This window comes from Bacillus sp. TH17 (assembly GCF_016651125.1).
Classification (GTDB): Bacteria; Bacillota; Bacilli; order Bacillales; family Bacillaceae_G; genus Bacillus_A; species Bacillus_A mycoides.
In genome coordinates, this window is sequence record NZ_JAEKEN010000001.1 from 4213702 (window position 1) to 4232323 (window position 18622).

At 34.9% G+C, this 18622-nt stretch carries 22 protein-coding genes and 1 riboswitch; of the genes, 6 read left to right on the plus strand and 16 right to left on the minus strand.

The window, feature by feature from the left end:
• Positions 1–200: 200 nt before the first annotated feature.
• The gene (cydA, locus tag JFT95_RS21660; RefSeq protein WP_012261878.1) at positions 201–1550 is read left to right on the plus strand and encodes a cytochrome ubiquinol oxidase subunit I; all 1350 of its coding nucleotides are present in this window, start codon (positions 201–203) and stop codon (positions 1548–1550) included.
• Positions 1540–2568 carry a cytochrome d ubiquinol oxidase subunit II gene (gene cydB, locus JFT95_RS21665; RefSeq protein ID WP_012261879.1) on the plus strand — a complete coding sequence of 343 codons (1029 nt, stop codon included), beginning with the start codon at positions 1540–1542 and terminating at the stop codon, positions 2566–2568. The genes cydA and cydB overlap by 11 nt, the downstream gene beginning before the upstream one ends.
• Positions 2569–2737: 169 nt before the next feature.
• On the opposite strand, the gene JFT95_RS21670 is transcribed toward cydB, so the two are convergent.
• Positions 2738–2971, minus strand: coding sequence for a spore germination protein (locus tag JFT95_RS21670; RefSeq protein WP_088040298.1), 234 nt, complete (start codon positions 2969–2971; stop codon positions 2738–2740).
• 711 nt (positions 2972–3682) lie between these two features.
• On the opposite strand from JFT95_RS21670, the gene JFT95_RS21675 reads away from it, so the two are divergent.
• A complete protein-coding gene (locus JFT95_RS21675) occupies positions 3683–4717 on the plus strand; it encodes a YdcF family protein (RefSeq protein ID WP_201053236.1) in 1035 nt (344 codons plus the stop codon).
• Between the two features lie 45 nt (positions 4718–4762).
• On the opposite strand, the gene JFT95_RS21680 is transcribed toward JFT95_RS21675, so the two are convergent.
• The gene (locus tag JFT95_RS21680) at positions 4763–5122 is read right to left on the minus strand and encodes a zinc ribbon domain-containing protein (protein WP_242487617.1); all 360 of its coding nucleotides are present in this window, start codon (positions 5120–5122) and stop codon (positions 4763–4765) included.
• A gap of 211 nt (positions 5123–5333) precedes the next feature.
• Here JFT95_RS21680 and JFT95_RS21685 point away from each other — a divergent pair, with 211 nt between their 5' ends.
• On the plus strand, positions 5334–6206 hold the full coding sequence (locus JFT95_RS21685) for a YitT family protein (RefSeq protein WP_012261882.1): 873 nt from the start codon (positions 5334–5336) through the stop codon (positions 6204–6206).
• Positions 6207–6344: 138 nt separating this feature from the next.
• On the opposite strand, the gene JFT95_RS21690 is transcribed toward JFT95_RS21685, so the two are convergent.
• The 5 genes from JFT95_RS21690 to JFT95_RS21710 all read right to left on the minus strand — a co-directional run bounded on the left by JFT95_RS21690 (position 6345) and on the right by JFT95_RS21710 (position 9171).
• Positions 6345–6563: a hypothetical protein gene (locus JFT95_RS21690; protein ID WP_002167505.1), complete on the minus strand. Its 219-nt coding sequence runs from the start codon at positions 6561–6563 to the stop codon at positions 6345–6347.
• 97 nt (positions 6564–6660) lie between these two features.
• Positions 6661–7479 (minus strand): DUF4247 domain-containing protein, encoded by an 819-nt coding sequence (locus tag JFT95_RS21695; RefSeq protein ID WP_012261884.1) that lies wholly within the window; start codon positions 7477–7479, stop codon positions 6661–6663.
• A gap of 13 nt (positions 7480–7492) precedes the next feature.
• On the minus strand, positions 7493–7999 hold the full coding sequence (locus tag JFT95_RS21700; protein ID WP_002015752.1) for a DUF4178 domain-containing protein: 507 nt from the start codon (positions 7997–7999) through the stop codon (positions 7493–7495).
• A 21-nt stretch (positions 8000–8020) separates the two neighbouring features.
• Positions 8021–8425: a DUF350 domain-containing protein gene (locus tag JFT95_RS21705; protein ID WP_201053237.1), complete on the minus strand. Its 405-nt coding sequence runs from the start codon at positions 8423–8425 to the stop codon at positions 8021–8023.
• Positions 8426–8505: 80 nt separating this feature from the next.
• Complete coding sequence (locus JFT95_RS21710; protein WP_002015754.1) at positions 8506–9171, minus strand: PspA/IM30 family protein; 666 nt, start codon at positions 9169–9171, stop codon at positions 8506–8508.
• Positions 9172–9583: 412 nt separating this feature from the next.
• Between JFT95_RS21710 and JFT95_RS21715 the strand changes: the two genes are divergently transcribed.
• Positions 9584–10162 (plus strand): lipoprotein BA_5634 family protein, encoded by a 579-nt coding sequence (locus tag JFT95_RS21715; RefSeq protein ID WP_044443882.1) that lies wholly within the window; start codon positions 9584–9586, stop codon positions 10160–10162.
• Between the two features lie 35 nt (positions 10163–10197).
• Here JFT95_RS21715 and JFT95_RS21720 read toward each other — a convergent pair whose 3' ends face one another.
• From JFT95_RS21720 to JFT95_RS21730, 3 genes are read right to left on the minus strand one after another with little or no spacing between them, the layout of a single operon-like run.
• On the minus strand, positions 10198–10365 hold the full coding sequence (locus JFT95_RS21720) for a FeoB-associated Cys-rich membrane protein (protein WP_033708410.1): 168 nt from the start codon (positions 10363–10365) through the stop codon (positions 10198–10200).
• Between the two features lie 16 nt (positions 10366–10381).
• Positions 10382–12370 carry a ferrous iron transport protein B gene (feoB, locus tag JFT95_RS21725; protein WP_033709533.1) on the minus strand — a complete coding sequence of 663 codons (1989 nt, stop codon included), beginning with the start codon at positions 12368–12370 and terminating at the stop codon, positions 10382–10384.
• The gene (locus JFT95_RS21730) at positions 12367–12594 is read right to left on the minus strand and encodes a FeoA family protein (RefSeq protein WP_000060512.1); all 228 of its coding nucleotides are present in this window, start codon (positions 12592–12594) and stop codon (positions 12367–12369) included. Before JFT95_RS21730 ends, feoB begins: the two co-directional genes overlap by 4 nt.
• Positions 12595–12788: 194 nt before the next feature.
• Positions 12789–12890, plus strand: a riboswitch (TPP riboswitch).
• 86 nt (positions 12891–12976) lie between these two features.
• On the opposite strand from JFT95_RS21730, the gene thiT reads away from it, so the two are divergent.
• On the plus strand, positions 12977–13636 hold the full coding sequence (gene thiT, locus JFT95_RS21735; RefSeq protein WP_201053238.1) for an energy-coupled thiamine transporter ThiT: 660 nt from the start codon (positions 12977–12979) through the stop codon (positions 13634–13636).
• 208 nt (positions 13637–13844) lie between these two features.
• On the opposite strand, the gene JFT95_RS21740 is transcribed toward thiT, so the two are convergent.
• The 6 genes from JFT95_RS21740 to JFT95_RS21765 form a co-directional block, all read right to left on the minus strand.
• Positions 13845–15698, minus strand: coding sequence for a sensor histidine kinase (locus JFT95_RS21740; protein WP_201053240.1), 1854 nt, complete (start codon positions 15696–15698; stop codon positions 13845–13847).
• The gene (locus tag JFT95_RS21745; RefSeq protein WP_201053242.1) at positions 15695–16384 is read right to left on the minus strand and encodes a response regulator transcription factor; all 690 of its coding nucleotides are present in this window, start codon (positions 16382–16384) and stop codon (positions 15695–15697) included. The genes JFT95_RS21740 and JFT95_RS21745 overlap by 4 nt, the downstream gene beginning before the upstream one ends.
• Positions 16385–16438: 54 nt before the next feature.
• The gene (locus JFT95_RS21750) at positions 16439–17059 is read right to left on the minus strand and encodes a class D sortase (RefSeq protein WP_002138791.1); all 621 of its coding nucleotides are present in this window, start codon (positions 17057–17059) and stop codon (positions 16439–16441) included.
• 89 nt (positions 17060–17148) lie between these two features.
• Positions 17149–17643, minus strand: coding sequence for an LPXTG cell wall anchor domain-containing protein (locus tag JFT95_RS21755; RefSeq protein ID WP_201053244.1), 495 nt, complete (start codon positions 17641–17643; stop codon positions 17149–17151).
• 186 nt (positions 17644–17829) lie between these two features.
• A complete protein-coding gene (locus JFT95_RS21760) occupies positions 17830–18162 on the minus strand; it encodes a hypothetical protein (protein WP_000410949.1) in 333 nt (110 codons plus the stop codon).
• Between the two features lie 185 nt (positions 18163–18347).
• Positions 18348–18563 (minus strand): hypothetical protein, encoded by a 216-nt coding sequence (locus JFT95_RS21765; protein WP_002129607.1) that lies wholly within the window; start codon positions 18561–18563, stop codon positions 18348–18350.
• Positions 18564–18622: the final 59 nt, after the last annotated feature.

Consider the following 18622-nt stretch of genomic DNA (forward strand, 5'->3'; position numbering starts at 1 on the left):
TTTACACTACATATATAGTGTACCAAAATTTGAAAAACTCAAAAAGGATATTGCTTTATAGTAAAAATAGGATGTTTTCAGATAATCGACATAATTCTTTCAAAATATACACACACCTTTGTAACAAGTCTCACATACTTTAAACGTTTTTTCACTATAAACTGATTGTAGATAATGTAAAAAAGGAGTGAATATTTATTATGTCCGACGTTCTGTTACTAAGTCGTTTTCAATTTGCAATTACTATTTTTTATCACTTTTTATTTGTACCTTTGACAATCGGACTTGTTATTTTAGTAGCATGTATGGAAACTCAATACGCCCGCACATTGAATCCAACATACCGAAAAATGGCAAATTTCTGGGGAAAACTTTTTACAATTAACTTCGTAATGGGGATTATAACTGGGATTACGATGGAATTCCAATTTGGAACAAACTGGTCTGAGTACTCCAAATATATGGGAGATATTTTCGGATCACCTCTCGCAATCGAAGCACTCGTTGCCTTCTTCTTAGAATCTACTTTCATGGGAATATGGTTATTCGGTAAAGACAAAATCTCACCAAAGTTCCGTGCTTTCTGTATGTGGATGGTTGCACTTGGAACAAATATTTCCGCCCTTTGGATTATTACAGCAAACGGCTTTATGCAAAATCCTGTTGGCTATGTAGTACGTAACGGCCGCGCTGAATTAAATGATTTCTGGGCTCTTGTTACAAATCCATATGCATGGAATATGTTCTTCCATACTGTAATTGGTTGTTATATTGTCGGTGCTTTCTTCGTTATGGCAATTAGTGCATATCATTTATTACGTAAAAACGAAGTTGAATTCTTCAAAAAATCATTTAAGTTTGGTTTAATGTTAGGTTTATTCGCTGCAACAATTACACCATTTATGGGCCATCAATCTGGTGTATCAGCGGCTAAGTATCAACCAGCAAAAGGAGCTGCAATGGAAGCTGTTTGGGACACTGGAAAAGGACAAGGTTTCTCAATCATTCAAATTCCTGATGTAAAAAATGAAAAGAACTTTGAATTCCTTACTATTCCAAAGCTCGGAAGCTTCTTCTATACAAACTCATTTGATGGCGAAATTGTTGGTTTAAAAGATATCCCGAAAGATGAACGTCCAAATGTTAACCTCGTGTACTATAGCTTCCGCTTAATGGTTGCACTTGGCATGTTCTTTATGGCATTAACTTGGTACGGTTTCTATTTAAACCGAAAAGGAAAACTAGAAAACTCAAAACGTTATTTAAAAATTACAATGTGGTCTGTTTTACTTCCATATATCGCAATTAACGCTGGCTGGATTGTCGCTGAAGTAGGTCGTCAACCGTGGACAGTTTATAAACTAATGCGTACAGCAGAATCCGTGTCACCTATATCAGTTCCACAAATTTGGTTCTCATTAATTAGTTTAATATTGTTCTACACTTTACTCTTAATTGCAGACGTATACTTAATGCTGAAGTTCGCGAAAAAAGGACCCGCTGCATTAGAAGAACCTGCTACTGAAGGAGGTACAGCTCATGTCTCATGATATGCTTGCAATTATCTGGTTCGGTTTATGGGGCGTAATTTGGACAGTTTACTTCATTCTTGATGGCTACGCACTCGGTAACGGAATGATTTTCCCATTCGTTGCGAAAGACCGACAAGAACGAAATCAATTACAAGAAGCAATTGGTCCATTCTGGGGTGGTAATGAAGTATGGTTAATTACAGCTGGTGGTGCAACATTTGCTGCCTTCCCAATCACATATGCAAATATGTTTAGTTACCTATATACACCACTGTTTTTAGTATTACTTGCACTATTTGCTCGTGCCGCTGGACTTGAATTTATGCATAAAGACGATTCACCAATTTGGCAAAAAACTTGTAAATGGGCGTTTACAATTGGTAGTTTCCTAATCGCCTTCTTATTCGGTGTTACATTCGCTAACCTGTATTACGGGCTGCAAATCGGAAAAGATGGTTATGAAGGAACTTTACTTAGCTTACTAAACCATTATGGTATTTTAGGTGGTCTTTTCTTCACTGCTATATTCGTCGTATCTGGTGCCCTTTGGATTATGATTAAAACAACTGGCGAAGTATCTGATCGTGCTTATAAAATCGCAAGACCATTTTCAATGGCAGCTGCTATCATTTTAGCTATCTTCTATGTCGCAACTGCAAATCGTACAAATTTATTCCAAAACTTCACGGAATATCCTGTACTATTCATTCTTCCAGTACTTGCAATGTTAATGAGTGTACTCACACTTATTATGGTGTACAAACATAAAATCGGCCTTGCATTCACATTCGTTTGCTTAACAATCGCAATGTTTATGACAACTGGTTTTGCAGGTATGTTCCCAAGAATGTTACCATCTCGTATTAACGACGCTTATAGTACAACGTTATACAACGCAGCTGGTAGTGAATTAAACTTAAAAATTATGTTCTTCGTTGCAATCGTCATGGTACCAATCGTTATTGGATATCAGCTTTGGAGCTACAGCATATTTAAAAATAAAATTCATAAAAACTCTGCTAAAGGATATCACTAAAATAAAAAAGACACTTCGAGCGAAGTGTCTTTTTTATTTTACGTATGATTTTCGATAAGATGTTACATTTCTAATCTAACAACTATGATAAAAAAGAATCACTAACAGCTCACAACTAAATTGTATCACAGGGCAAGCACATCATTTTATGCAATTTTACATATAAAAATTATAACGTAGATTGAATTACTTGGTCATACACATCGTTATCCGTTACATCTGCCGTACTAATACCACTGAATGTCCTCACATTTAATCCGGTATTTGAAGATCCCGATCCATTATAAGCTTTCGTTTTTTCAATCGGATGCACATTATATTTATCACCTAAATTAATTGTTCCGTTACAGTTTTCAATAATAACACCTTCAACGACTGCCGGCATTTTTTCACCTACTTTCATTTCGTTACTTTTATTTTATGAACATCGCCTAAAAAAATAGCATGTTTCAATAAGAAAAAGCACTCAAATTGAGTGCTTTTTCTCTAAGCATTAATGGCAAGTTTGGAGACAGTTGACTTCTTCAAAATTTTATTAGGGGTAATATTTTGAAAAAGAAAGCCTTTCATATGTAGCTTAACACCACTGGAATATATAGTAAATTGATAATCTTTATACGGAAGATTGCTAATGTTTAGTATAGATAGTTTGCACTACGTTAATAGTGGAAATTATCTATACTAAGAAACAAAAAGACGCCTTTCAAGAAGACGTCCTTTCCCCTGTATATATATACCCCATCCCGCTTTTTGTAAACACACACTAGAAAACAGAATCATGAATTGTTACAAGATTGTTAGGTACAAAAGAGTAGAGGTAAATATTAATATAAAATTCTGCTTTATAGCGTGTATCCACAACTTATATTTTAATCCTCTTCCCTTGAAAATAAACATAATATGCATAATTACATACCAAAAAGAAAAAGACACTCCACAGAGTGCCTCTTCAACCATTTTACTTTTAATATATCGCCTTGAATACATTTTACCATATTTAACTATATCAATTGTCGAGAAAATTCGAAATCGTTATTTTTTTATCAACATCTTCAAAATCATGTAATATTAAGGATGCAATAAAACATTATACAAATTGAGGTGTACTATATTTATGTATTTCGGAATTATTCCTCTTATATTGTTTATTATTTTTCTTATCTCTTACTTAAAAGATCCACGGAAAATAATAAATGGCTTTTTATTTAATGCCTTTTTCTGTTCTTTCCTTATTTTTTGCACTATTACATCCTATGATTCAGGCAATAATACCCTGCATTCAATCATATTGCTACCTATTTTAGCACTTATCATTATGATTCCTTTTGGTATTATCGCTTTAATGTTTGGGTTATTTCTGAATGCTAGAATTTTAATGAAACGAGAAGGAAGACGTTTCACTAACTGTTTAACACTCATTGCTGCTTTAGGTATTTTATTCTTTATGTTACTCCCTATTATAAATCCAGCAAGTTTGTTCTCATCACATTTCCAGCCTATTTTCGCTGGTATTTCTCTTATAACTGTATATTTCTTTATACACTTATCTAACTTCTTAACTGCTTATTTTTTATACCAATTCAACAGACCAAGGCGTAATCAAGATTTCATCATCGTTCTTGGTAGTGGCTTAATTAATGACAAAGTGCCACCTTTACTTGCAAGTCGTATTAATAAAGCAATCGACTTTTACTGGAAACAAGCCGCTGTGAATACACCACCAACAATTATTTTCTCTGGTGGACAAGGTCCAGATGAAGGGCTTCCGGAAGCAGAAGCGATGCAAAAGTACGCTGTTGAAAAAGGAATTCCGCTTGAACATACAGTGCAAGAAAATCGCTCTGTAAACACGTATCAAAATATGTCGTTCTCTAAAGAAATTATGGATTCTTTAAATCCTGAAGGTAAGTATAGAAGTATTTTTACAACGAATAATTTCCACCTTTTCCGTGCTGGTATATATGCAAAACAAGCTGGTCTTAATAGCCAAGGGATCGGATCAAAAACTGCATTTTATTACTGGCCTAATGCAATGATTCGCGAATATGTCGCAATTGTTGTGATGGGACGTAAACGTCATATGAAAGTTTGCGGAACGGTTTTAGGATTTGCTTTATTCGTATCCGTGCTTAGTTTTATTGTTTCTTAATAACTAAAAAAATGCCCCTTTTCATGAAAAAGGGGCATTTTTTAGTTAAATAATTAACATAAACGCATACAGAACATTAATAATTCCAAAAACAACTCCTATGATAGCAAACACTTTACTAGTCCCTGTCACCTTTTTATTTAAACCTAATATAGAAAAAACGATAGCTATAAAGCCAACAAGTCCCCACAAATTAATAAACCAAGATATTAATCCTGTTATAAAACCAACTAATGAAAACACCTCTATATCACTATTTGAATGACGATTTACTGGATTTCCCTTAACTGTTGCATAACTAAGACTCTCTCCACACTGTCCACAAAACTTATTACCATCGTTCGTTTCATTTCCACATTTCGCGTACAGTATCTCACAGAATCCCTCCTTAAAATCAACGTCCAAGTGTACATATCCATACTGTTCATTCCCACTTGTTTATATCAAATTATGACCACTCACTTATCAGCTACAGGCGTATTTAAATTAATAATATGGTGATAATATCCCCTGCATACATCCATTAAAGGAGAATTTTTTCAAATTAAATGTTAAAATGGAATTTAGGTGTGAATTACGTAACAAATAAGAAACTAGTTTGAAACGAGGAAATTACATGAAGAAAATTGTCAAGAGTAAGCCCAATAAGCTGAAAATCGCTTCAAAAGCTTTGATGATTATTATTGGGGCATTTATCACAGCGTACGGATTAGAATCGGTATTAATTCCAAATAACGTATCAGACGGTGGTGTGACTGGTTTAAGTATCGTTAGTTCAAGATTATTTGGATTGCCATTAGGAGCTCTAATCGCAGTTATTAACATTCCTTTCGTTTGGTTAGGATATAAACAAATTGGTAAAAGTTTTGCAATTTATTCTATTATCGGGATTGCTTCGTTAGCAATAGGTACCGTTGTCATGCACGGAATACCAATTATTATTGAAGGTGATACATTACTCGTTACAGTTGTTGGTGGTATTATTATCGGTTTTGGTATGGGACTAGCATTACGTAACGGCGGCGCATTAGATGGAATCGATATGCTAGCTGTATTACTTTCTCGTAAGTTACCTTTTGGAACAAGTGACCTTATTTTATTCTTAAATATGTTTGTCTTTATTTTTGTTTCAACAGTATTTGGTCTTCAAGGGGCTATCCTTTCGGCAATTGCTTACTTTATCGCTTCGAAAGTGATTCATATCGTTGAAGTTGGTTTAAGTGGTTCGAAAACATTTAAAATCATCACGAAAGAGCCTGAATTAATGGTAGAAACAATTCGCGATCGTTTAGGCCGAAGCGCAACGTATAACGAAGTATACGGTGGTTATTCAAGAGAGAAATTCAAAGAAATTTCTTGTGTAATTAACCGTTTAGAAGAAAGTAAAATGAAGGACCTGATTAATGAAATCGATCCTAATGCCTTTATTACAGTTTATGACGTAGCTGAAGTAAAAGGCGGTAACTTTAAGAAACGTGATATTCATTAATCATTATGAAAAAAGAGGCTGTGCCAAAATTTTGGTGCAGCCTCTTTTTATTATGAAGTTGGTAAATCGATATTCCTTTTCGAATCGTTGATATATTTTGAGCTACGATAGATATAATGGAAAAACCGTTGATATATTTTACTCCCCCCATCTTCCCCCGCTTTTAATCCAATCGACGTACTTTTGAAAGGCGGGCACTTCATGCTGAAAGCGAAGCGGAACATATAGAAAGAGAGTACATGTACACAGTATCCATAGAATACCTACTATAAAGTGAAATTTCATCGTTGTGCTAATAAACAAACTGAGGAATAAGACGAGGAACATAATCAAACTAAACCTTTTATATATACTCATAATAATCTCCTCCTTATAACTTAATTGCACCAGCTATAAGGAATTAATTCCCATAATAAAAAGACCGAAAAGCAAATTCCACTTTTCGGTCTCTATACTATCTTCTCTTCATAATTTTCCCTGAACCGCCAACCCTTGTTTTCGGGGGCGACGTATTCTTTGGTGGGGTTTTAATGGATGATTTCGGCTTCACATCAGATCCACTCGAGCCACCCGAATTTTTCGTAATTTTCCCTTTGCTTCCGGTAGAAGGCGGTGGCGTCGTTTTACTTCCTTTTTCCGTAATACTTCCTTTATCACCTACAGATGATTTCGGATCTACATTATCGCCTCGCTTAATAATAGATCCTTTCCCTTCCTTCGTAATTGGAGGCGGGGTTTTCTTTTCCTCTTTCGTAGGTGGTCTTTCCGGGATCACCGGTTTATGATTTTGTCTGTCATTATATCCGCGGTAATCACCGTATGATGATTTGCGTGAACCGAATATATCGTTTAATATACTCCCCATGATATATCCTTGTAAGAAGGATGGTTGGTAATTTTGACGGACAAATTCTTCATTGCTTATTTCAATTAACGTATCAGATGGTTTCTCTTTATCCTTTTGTAAATTATACATTTTATCAGAATAAACGAGGAACATTTGATTTTCGTCTTCTTTAGATGCTTGCTTCGGTTTCCTTTCGGCTATAAGTTCCTTTGCAACTTCAGGAACTGACCGATTGGCGGCCCTATACACGTAAGATTCTTGTTTACCATCCTTTGCGACAGACTCTAGTGGGTAACGGTCCTGAATTGACTTCGCCTGACCACTTTGACAGCCCGATAAAGCATAACCGGCAATAACAAGTAATGTAACGATAGCAAGTATAGGGATCACGAACGATTTAATCATGGTAAACAATCGGTTTGACATGATTACGCCCCCCTTATGTTGCTCTTATGATTTGTACATCAGCAGGAATAATTACTTCTCCCTCATACATCATTGTGCGACCATTTTGCCATTCAACACGTAATAATTTGCGGTTATCAGATTGGAATTCCCATACGTACTGTTCTTCTGAAGCAGCGAATGGTGTTTTCCCCATAACAACAACACGTCCATTATATTGTTCTTCCATATGATACTCTATATCATCCATTTCAATCGTCGTCGGAATTTCATCGATTGAATCTAAACGACCATCAATCGGTGTATACAATTTGTAATACGTATTTTCACGGTCTTCAATTTTCAAATAACGAATATCTTTCCCATCCTGCAAAGTTAAAATAATCTCCTTGCGAGAATGCATGCTCGTTTTCCCAGTTAATTCGTACATGACTAACGAGACTTCAATCATATCGCCAGGAGCCAACGTTAAAAGACTCTTTTCTGGCTTCGGCGGCTCCGGACTCTTCATTATATTTTTAATACGTTTAAATAAACTCACAATCTACCCCTCCTTTTCTCTTTATAAACAAGCACCTAAAATAAGTGCACCAACGATATGTAATGAACCAGCTAACAACGCATGTGCTATGCTGCCTTCTTTCGTTCCTTCTTCTAAATCTAAACCAGACATTTTCTTTAACACAAACTCAATGAACATTTCTACAATTAATAAAATAACGAATGAAACTGCTGAGGCAAGAAGCGCTTGCCATAAGTCATTCGCTTTCGTTATAGATTGAGATAAAATGTACCCTTGCGCAAATAATTTCATAACGAAACGCGTTGTCACTGCTGTATTTCCATTTTTCATTTCTTTTAAATCATTGTATTTTGTAAAAATCGAATCAACCCACATAATTGCAAATAAAAGTACCGCACTCGCTCCAGTCCATACAAGCATAGCTAAAATATTCATCCACGTCATTACAAAACCTCCTCTAAAAAAGTAAGAGAAAACCGACATGAATTCTCTTCAGACATGTCGGTTTCTTTGTCTATTCTATATTATTTCTCGTACTGCTTCATAATACGAGCTAATTCATCGTCAACAACAGAATTTTTGTTTAAGCTTGCGAATTCATCATCTAACGACTTTTCTTTCTTGTAAATTTCACCGCTTGCTTCTGCTTCAGCCTCTAATTGAAGTGCTTTCTCTTCCATACGGCTTAAACCAGCTTTTGCTGAATTTGAATCAAATCCAGACATCGCCTGATTAATATTCTTTTGTGCTTTGGCTGCATTTACACGTGCAACAAGTGTTTCACGTTTATTTTTCAGCTCTGTTAATTGCTTACGCATTTCTTCTAGCTTAAGACGAAGGTTATCAGCAGCTGCTTTGTTTTGCTCATAGCTCGCTTTATACTCATTCATCTTTTGCTCTGCATTTTGTTTTTCTTCTAAAGCACGGCGCGCAAGATCTAAGTTGCTAGCTTGAACAGCCATATGAGCTTGCTCTTCACGTTTTTTCACAAGTGCTTCTTGCTCTTCAAATAATATTTTGAATTTCTTCTCAAGTGCGATTTGAGCTGCTACACTTTTCTCAGCTTCTTGTACATCCGCTTGCATATCGCGTAAATATTGATCCGTCATCTTAACTGGATCTTCAGCTTTTTCAATTAATGAATACACATTCGACATTGTTAAATCTCTTAATCGTTTAAATACAGACATCCAAATTCCTCCTATGATATACCTCATATTTCAAATTCACTACTTGGAAAATTAAAAATCTCCCTTTTCAGTAAGAATATTCATTTTTACAACCTATGTGTTTATTATAACAAAACTAAGATGTCCTTACATGTTATTTCCAAAATACAACTAATATAATATGACATTCCAGATATAATATTGTATTCCTACTATATCCTTATTATTTCTGCCTCCAAAATTAACTTATTTTTGCGCGATTTCACTAAATTACATAATTGTAATGTTACTGTAAGCTAACTCGATAGTTACGTTTCAATATTTCTTATACACTAATACCAGAAGCAACGGAATAGCAAAAAAGCTTCTCATACTGTAAGGACTAATACAAAAACTGTATTTACTATAAAACATATAAAAAGGAGCAATCATCATGAAAAAATTAGTAGGAATCGGGTTAGCAGCAGCAATTTCATTCGGAGCATTATCAGGTTGTTCTTTATTAGGAGAAAAAGCGAACGGCTTAGTATTATACGGAACGGAAGATCAAGTTCAGCAAATCGCAGATAAAAACAAAAAAGATGTAAAAGAAAAAGATGTCTATAAAATGAAAGTTGCAACACTTGAAGGTAAAAAAGTACTTGTAATGGATAAGAAAACTGGTGAAGAACTCGTTAAGAAAGAACTACTTAAAAAAGTCGATAAAAATGATGACACAAAAGCAATTGATAAGTTACCAGCTGTAACAGCAGAACAAGGTGTATTATTTGCAAAAGAGAAAGTTGAAAATGCTACACTTGATGGAGCCAAATTAAAATATGAAGGTAACACAATTATCGGTGACGGCCGTTCTTATGGAGATATGTTTGCCATCGTTGATGACGCAGCATATGGAAATGTAAAAGGTGAAGAAAAATCTGTAGGTATTCTAAAATTTGATAAAGACCCTAGCAAAGAATTACCTGGAGCAAATGGAGTAGAAGCATCACAACTTGTAAAAATTAAAAAGTAAACAAAAAAGCTTTGCGAAATTCGCAAAGCTTTTTTCTATTTCTGAGCAATTTGCTCCATATCTGGACTACAAGTTTGCGATTGACATGACTTACTTAAAGAGCATGCTGCGCATTTTCCCTTTTTACTTCTCTTTACAAAATTAACTAACGTATATGCTGCATAACCAAAAATGATAGCTCCAATTATAATATTGACCATCACCGCGATACATCTCCTTCTAGAATCCGAGTAAGGACCCAACTTGGTATATAATGAGCGTTAATACATAAGCAACAACGAGCGGATAAACGACAGAGAAAACTGTCCATTTCATCGATCCTGTTTCACGTTTAATAACAGCTACTGTCGCTAAGCACGGAACATATAATAAAACAAAGAACATAAATGCATATGCTGATAGCGCAGTATAATGTGCTCCCATTACATTTCCTAGCACATCTTCTTTAACCGCATAAATAATTGCCATTGTAGAAACGACAACTTCTTTCGCTAAAAATCCTGTTAAAAGGGATGCCCCAGCTTGCCACGTTCCAAAACCGAGCGGTGCAAATAGTGGTGCGATAAATCCACCAATCATCGCTAAGAAACTGTCTCCCATATCAACACCAAATCCTGATGGACCTGCATAGTTTAATAACCAAATGACAACAGAACCACCGAAGATGAATGTACCCGCTTTACGAACAAATCCTTTACCTTTCTCCCACGTGCTCAGCCATAACGTTTTCGCTTGTGGCACACGGTAAGGTGGTAGTTCAATTACAAAAATAGATTTTTCTGCTTTTAAAATAGTAAGAGACATAATTTTTGTAACGAGTAATGCAAGAACAATCCCTGCGATATATAAAGAGAACACAACAGTCGCCTGACTATGAGGGAAGAAAACTCCCGCAAATAGTGCATATACAGGTAAACGTGCCGAACAAGACATAAACGGTGTTACAAGAACTGTAAGTAACCTTTCTTTTTCTTGTTCAATCGTTCTCGCTGCCATAATACCTGGAACGTTACATCCAAAGCCGATAATCATCGGAATAAATGCTTTTCCGTTTAAACCGAAAAACTCCATAATTCTATCCATAACAACTGCAATTCGTGCCATATATCCTGAGTCTTCTAATAATGAAATGAAGAAAAATAGTGCAAAGATTTGTGGAACGAATACTAATACCGCACCAACCCCAGCAATAATACCTTCTGTAACGAGTGCTTGAATAAAGTCAGAAGCCCCAACACTTGTGAGCCCAGCTGTAACCCAATCAGTAAGTTGTCCGCCAAAAAATCCATCAAGCATATCAGATAAAGGTGTACCAATCCACGTAAACGTAACCTGAAAAATAAAAAACATAACTGCTAAAAAGATTGGAAGTCCTAAAATTTTATGTGTAATTAACCTATCAATTTTTTCTGAAAAAGGAATTTTTCCTTCTTTCTCATGTTGCATAACATTTGTTTTTAACTTTTCAATATACGCTTCACGAGTCTTGTAAATGTGCTCTTCCAACGTACAATCAAGTTTTCCATCTAAACGAGATCGAATGGCTATAAGTTCCTTATAAATTGGTAATGCTTTCATTTCTTTTTCTACTACTTCGTTATTGCTTAAAAATTGAAGGGCTAACCATCTCGGATGCTCATAATTCGCTGTCTCTAAAAGAGCGATTACCTCTCCAATTCCTTCATCCATTTGTACACCATATGAAATAATGAATGGCTTTTTCTCTTTTTGTTTCTCTTCATGAAGAGTAGTAAGTAATTCTTCACAGCCTTTTCCGGTTCTTGCGATGACAGGAACGACTGTTACACCTAATATTTCTGATAGCCGTTTTACATTAATCACAATTCCTCTTTGCTTTGCCACATCAATCATATTTAAACCAATTGAAACGGGCTTACCAAATTCAAGTAATTGCAATGTTAAATGCATATTTCGCTCAAATTGAGAAGAATCCACTATATTTAACATATGATGAAATTCATCTGTTAGTAGAAAATTCGTAACGACACCTTCATCACGTGAAACTGGATTCAAATCATAAACGCCTGGTAAATCAATTAATGTTCCTTGCTTATCTTTTAATTTACCAACCTTCTTTTCTACTGTTACACCGCTCCAGTTTCCTACATATTCATAAGAACCAGTAAGTGCATTAAATAATGATGTTTTCCCTGTATTCGGATTCCCTAGCAAAGCAACCTTATTCACGCTAATTCCACCTTTATCATTTTCGCGTCACAATGACGAATACTAATTAACTGTCCACGACACTCCAATGTACAAGGACCTTTAAACATCGCTTTCTGTTTCAAGCGAAGTTCGCTTCCTTCCGCGAGACCGAAAGCAGCTAGTCTACGCTTTAATAACTGATCTAAAGACTGAATACTTTTTACTAACACTTTCTCGCCAATTTTAATATCTACTAAGCTCATAACCTTCCCCCTCAGAAGAGAATGATAATTATTTTCAGAAAAATTATATCATACTCTATTTCAATTGGACTATACCCTTTTGCTTCATATTTATTAACATTTCGCTACAATTCTATTTCAATAATTGTCATACGGTATTCATTTGCCATTCTCATCCATTTCGCTTACAATGAACAATAGCAAATAAAGAATCTCGTTATCACAGGGGGAGCCTTACCGCTGAGAGGGAACAATTCGTTCCGACCCTTTGAACCTGTTAGTTAATGCTAACGCAGGAATTGTGCAAACGTCCGAAATACACACCTCTTTTTTTATTTACGTATTTCGTATCCTCCTATGATAATGTTCTTTTTTGTGCAACTTGGATTTAGGGGGAGACAACATGCGTAACACCAATTTACAAGCGATGATCGAATCTGCTATTCTTGCAGCCTTCGCCTTGATTATCGATATTCTACCATTATCAATTAAACTTCCAACAGGCGGTTCCATCTCATTTGCTATGATTCCCATTTTTATTATCGCATACCGCTGGGGCTTCAAAAGGGCTTTCTTAGGAGGCTTAATTTGGGGACTTTTACAAATTGTCGTAGGCGATGCTTACATTCTAACACCAGTTCAAACATTCATTGAGTACTTCATTGCCTTTGCCTTTATCGGCTTTGCTGGTTTATTCTATCGTCCAATTCAAAAAGCACTTGCCTCAGACAACAGTAATGCAGAGCATTCAAGTTTTGGTAGTCGCAAAGATAAACCAAAACAAAACAAAGGAAAAAAAGCACTTGTTTACATTATCATTGCAACATTTGTCGGTAGCTTTGCACGCTATTTCTGTCATTTTATCGCTGGTATTATTTTCTTTGGTCAATATGCACCTAAAGGACAATCAGCTGTGCTATATTCATTAATTGTAAACGGCAGTACCATGATCGGTTCTTTCATACTATGTACTGTATTACTAATTCTTTTATTTACAACTTCACCACGCTTATTCAAAAGCATCGGTGCTTATCAAATGAATACACAAAAAAAGGGCGCTTAATTAGCGCTCTTTTTTTCATATCGTAATATCAATTAAAAATACAATAAATGCACAAAAGAAAATAAATACCATTATACTTAGCCAATTGCTATGCACGGTTCATCGACTCCTTACATAACCTCATTTTCTATTCAAATTATACTGCTCCAAAATAAAGATTAGGTAAAGATAATATGAAAATAAATTAAAAAAGCGTAGATAGTATTGTCTACGCTTTTTTCGGTAAATAGAAGTAAAATAACACACCATCTTCGGTATTCTTCACCCCATATTCAGCATCGTGCAATTCTAAAATATTCTTTGAAATTGCAAGACCAAGCCCTGTTCCACCTTGTGAACGTTTCCTTGCCGCATCCACGCGATAAAAACGATCCCAAATTTTATCTAATTGTTCTTCTTCAATGTGAGCACCTTTATTTTCAATACATACTTTTATATGATCCTTCCCGTCTATTGTGGAAATAATAATATCTTCTTTTTCTGGTGTATAACGTATTGCATTCGTAATAAAATTCACAATTACTTGTTCAATTCTATTTTGATTCCCAACCACTTCTGCTGGACATATATGTTTGTGCACACTCAGTTCTTTTTTCTCTATCTCCGCTGAAAGCTGTTCACATATTTCTTCAATCACTCCATCGATATAGAAAGAATCCATCTTCATGTTATATGTGCCAGACTCAAATTTAGCTAATTCAAGCATATCCAAAATTAGTATATCCATCTTGTCTACTTCTTTTTCCATCGCCTGAAAATAGTAGTCTTTCTTATGTTCAGCTACCCCATCTTTTAAAATGGAAATACAGCTTTTCATAATACTCAGCGGCGTTTTTAGTTCATGCGATACACCCGCAATAAATTCTTTCCTTGTGTTTTCTAACTTTCTTTCTTTTTCAATATCTTGTTCTAACTGTCCAATATGTGAATGTAGTTTATTAGATAATGTATTAATATTTTGCGATAAATCACCAATTTCATCTTTTGAAGTAATCGGAATTTTTTCTGTGAAATCCAAATGAGCTATTTTCTTCGTTGTATCATTTATTTTTAGTAACGGTTTTGCAATTTGTTTTGAGTAATAGAAAGAAGCTAGAAAAATTAGAACGACTACAAATGCAACAATATAGATGTAATAATCTTGCACCATTTGTACAGCTTCATCGACAGGTTGCAAAGAAGCCATCGCGTATATATATGTTACCGATCCGTCTTTTTCTTTTTTGGGTTTAATTAATAATTTATATTTTATATCATTCTTTTCATAGTCCGTTATTTGTGTTGAATACTGTATATGATTACTCTCTTTTAATAATAAATCAGTTTGAAATTCCTTTATTCTATCTAAGAATAAACTATTTTTATAAATTGGATTCACAGGACCTTTTACATCGGGGAACTGTACTTTCGTAACACGTCCTACTATGAAAGCATCTAATTCCTGAGCAGCTTGCTCCTGAACGGCCGGCTTCTTTTCCTTAACAACTTGTTCCTCAGCTGCTTTCTTTTTCTCCTGATCTAATTTAATCATTTTCTCATTAAATGCTTTTTCTAACGGTTTATTAGATCCACTTAAATTTTGCTTACCTAACGAGAAAGAGAATGGAATAAAACTTTCTTCTTTTCTCACTCCAGAAAAATAAATTTCTTGTCCTAAAAACTTCTCTGATAATTTATTATCAATCTCCTCTATATTGACGAGATTACCTAAGGGAATCTTGAATATTTGTTTTCCAAAACTCTTCTGTTGCTTACGGTCAATCGTTACCTCAAAATAAAAATCATCCGCATGTTTTAAATTCCCATACTGGTCTAAAGTCGTAATCCACGTATTATTTTCTCTTAAAAAATCTTGCTCCAGCTTCTGAATTCCTTCTGCATTTCCTACATAATTCAAATAATTCTTCTCAAAGGAATTTAAATTCACTTTAATATCTTCTACTTTTCGGTTCGCATAATATTGTTTAAAAAATATCGTTTGACCAATAAATATCGTCGCTAAAATCAACATACATAGAGCTGTTGTAAGGGTAAATAATTTAAGTACAATCCCTTTTCTCATATGTTCCCCTCGAATTTATAACCGGTTCGCACTACAGTTGTAATGTACTTTGCTTTCTCTCCTAATTTATTTCGCAAATTACGAATATGACTATTAACCGTTCGATCATCGCCAGCAAATTCGTACCCCCAAATTCTTGAAATTAACTGTTCTCTCGTTAAAACAATCCCTTGATTTTTCATGAAATAAGCTAATATTTCAAATTCTGTATGTGTTAAAGTAATGTCTGCCTCATCAACAGTAACAGTACGTGACGGAAAATGGACGTGAATGCCATGAATTGATAACGTATCATCTTCATTTTCTAAAGGTTTCTTTGATGCTTGTCTACTTTCTAATAATCGTTTCGCTCTCGCTAATAAAATAGGCGGACTATATGGTTTCGCAACATAATCATCTGCCCCAAGCTCAAATCCAAGTAACGTATCATCTTCATCTACACGTGCCGTCAGCATAATAATTGGGACCCCGGACGTCTTACGGATCCTTCGGCAAACAGACCATCCATCAAGTTCCGGCAACATAATATCAAGTATAACTAAATCGACCCCTTCTTCTTCAAATAAGACTAAAGCTTCTTTTCCATCTCTCGCTTCAAGCACTTTATATTGTTCACTCAAAAAGTAATCCTTTAATATTTCGCGTAAAATATCTTCATCTTCAACAATTAAAATGTTTTTTGACATAATCTATGTCTCCCCCTCTCATTTTAAGTAGCTAGCATTTTGTACTTGATAATTTTATTTTGAATTGCTCGTAATTAACTTTGCCTCGATAATATATCGATCCGGTGCATCCCCTATATAATCAAATGGATAGCAAGTCGTCAGTGTTAATGTCGGTTCTTCTTTTTTTACAATAACAGTGCGATCATCCGCATGTGTAATCCATGTCTTTTGAATTTCGTATGTGTAAATTTTATTATCATACTCCAAAATAAGGTTATCCTTTTCTTTTAACTCTCCTAAATCTGTAAATACAGTATCTCGATGCCCACTCAGTACAGTATGTCCCCCTCCAGATGGTGTTGTCGTTAAATCACTAACAAACATACCGACTCCTTTTTTCAATGTTGCATCATTTGCTCCCCAATATATAGAAAACTTCTTCTTTATTTTCGGTATATTTAACATTGCTACCTTTTCTCCTTCTTTATGCTCGGTTTGAGAAGAAGGTACTTGGGAAGTTACAGGTGTTTCATGTGAAAGTTGATTATCTTGTATATTTTTAAGGCTCTTTATTTCTTCTTTCGTTAATTCTTGAGCAGAGCTTTTTCCTTTATACCATTCCACAGCGTAATACGATCCCATGAATAGCCCTATGGCCATCAATATGATACCGATATAATTGAGTAACTTCATGTTCCATCCCTCCATGCAAAAAATGGTAGGAATAACCTACCATTTTTAATATATGAAATTATCCCATTCTTTATAGAAAAATATTTTATTTACGCCTTAACTTTATTACGACGCTTCAAACCAAATAATGTCCCTATCCCTACAAGACATGCGCTTAGTGCCATCATTGCTACATTATTTGATGCTGTGTTTGGTAATTTTTCACCTTGTACAGCTTGTTTCGCTACTTCTTTTTTCGCTGCATCATTCTTTTGCCCTGCCTTAATTGCTGCTTCTTTTTTTGCAAGAGCTTCCTTTTCTTGCACTTGTGGTGTTACTTCTTGTTTCGCTGTATCATTCTTTTGCCCTGCTTTTATTGCTTCCTCTTTTTTAGCCATATCACTTTTTTCTTGTACTTGTGCTGCTTCTTTTTTCTCTACTTCGCTCTTTTGCTGTTCCTTAATTGCTTCTTCTTTTTTAGCTTTATCTTGCTGCATTTGCGCTGATTCTTCTTTTGTTAATGTTCCAGTAGAAGCGCTCGCTACTGAAGAATATCCTACTGTTAAAAGTGCCATTGCACAAATTGGTAATAGTTTTTTTTTCATTTTATTTCTCTCCTTTTATACTTTATTCTAGTAACACATCACGTCGCACCGGATGTATTACTAGAATAAACAAGAGATGTAAATATAAGATGCAGATGAAATGGAATTCTGTTAAAGATTTCATTTTAGAAAAATAAAAAAACACCGTAATATATACGATGTTTTTTCGGGTGTGTGTCTCGATATTTATTTGTTACTTTCGCGTGATTGAGAAGTAGAAAGGGCCGGAGTGATAACTAATTGTCTCGGCTCAGTTTTCTTGAAGTGATTTTTGACGTTACACTTACGACATTGAACGACCCATGCTTTAATAGGATTTGTTAAAATAATTTTTTGCCTTTCGTTAGGGGCCTCTTCTTCCAATTTACAACTATCGCTCCACTTACTCCATTTCATTGTAAATTTAGAAGAAGAATGATCGTCTTCTCGATCAAACGTATGCAAAAAATCCATTTCTCCAGCTAGCATTACGGTGTTACTAGTTGCTAAAAAAGAAAAGGTCGTCCAATGTTTCTCCATGCCCTCCTACTCCTTTTTCACATATAGAGTGCCTAAAACTTAATTTACCTAAAATATGCTTGCCTTTTACCTTACACTTATAGTTTATCCAAAACACTACTATGCAACTATCGATTTGTCTTACAAATCACCTTACATTTTTGTAAGAAACGAAAAAACCTTCACTCTATATACGTGAAGGTTTCTCATTTCTTATCTATATGATCTTTCATATCATCAAGTCCAACTTCTTGCAGCTGTGACATCATACCGTGGGAAATTGCGCCTAATACTAAAGTCATTCCAATTAATGAAATCCGAATTGCAGGTACATCAATTATGTAAGCCAACATACCAAGAACGATTGTTAAAAGCAATGCTTTTATAAATGTTACACTTGTATACTGTTTCTTTTTCATCATAATCACCCTTCACGGAAGCGTTTTCTTAATATGATCAGTATATCATATCATCTGACTAT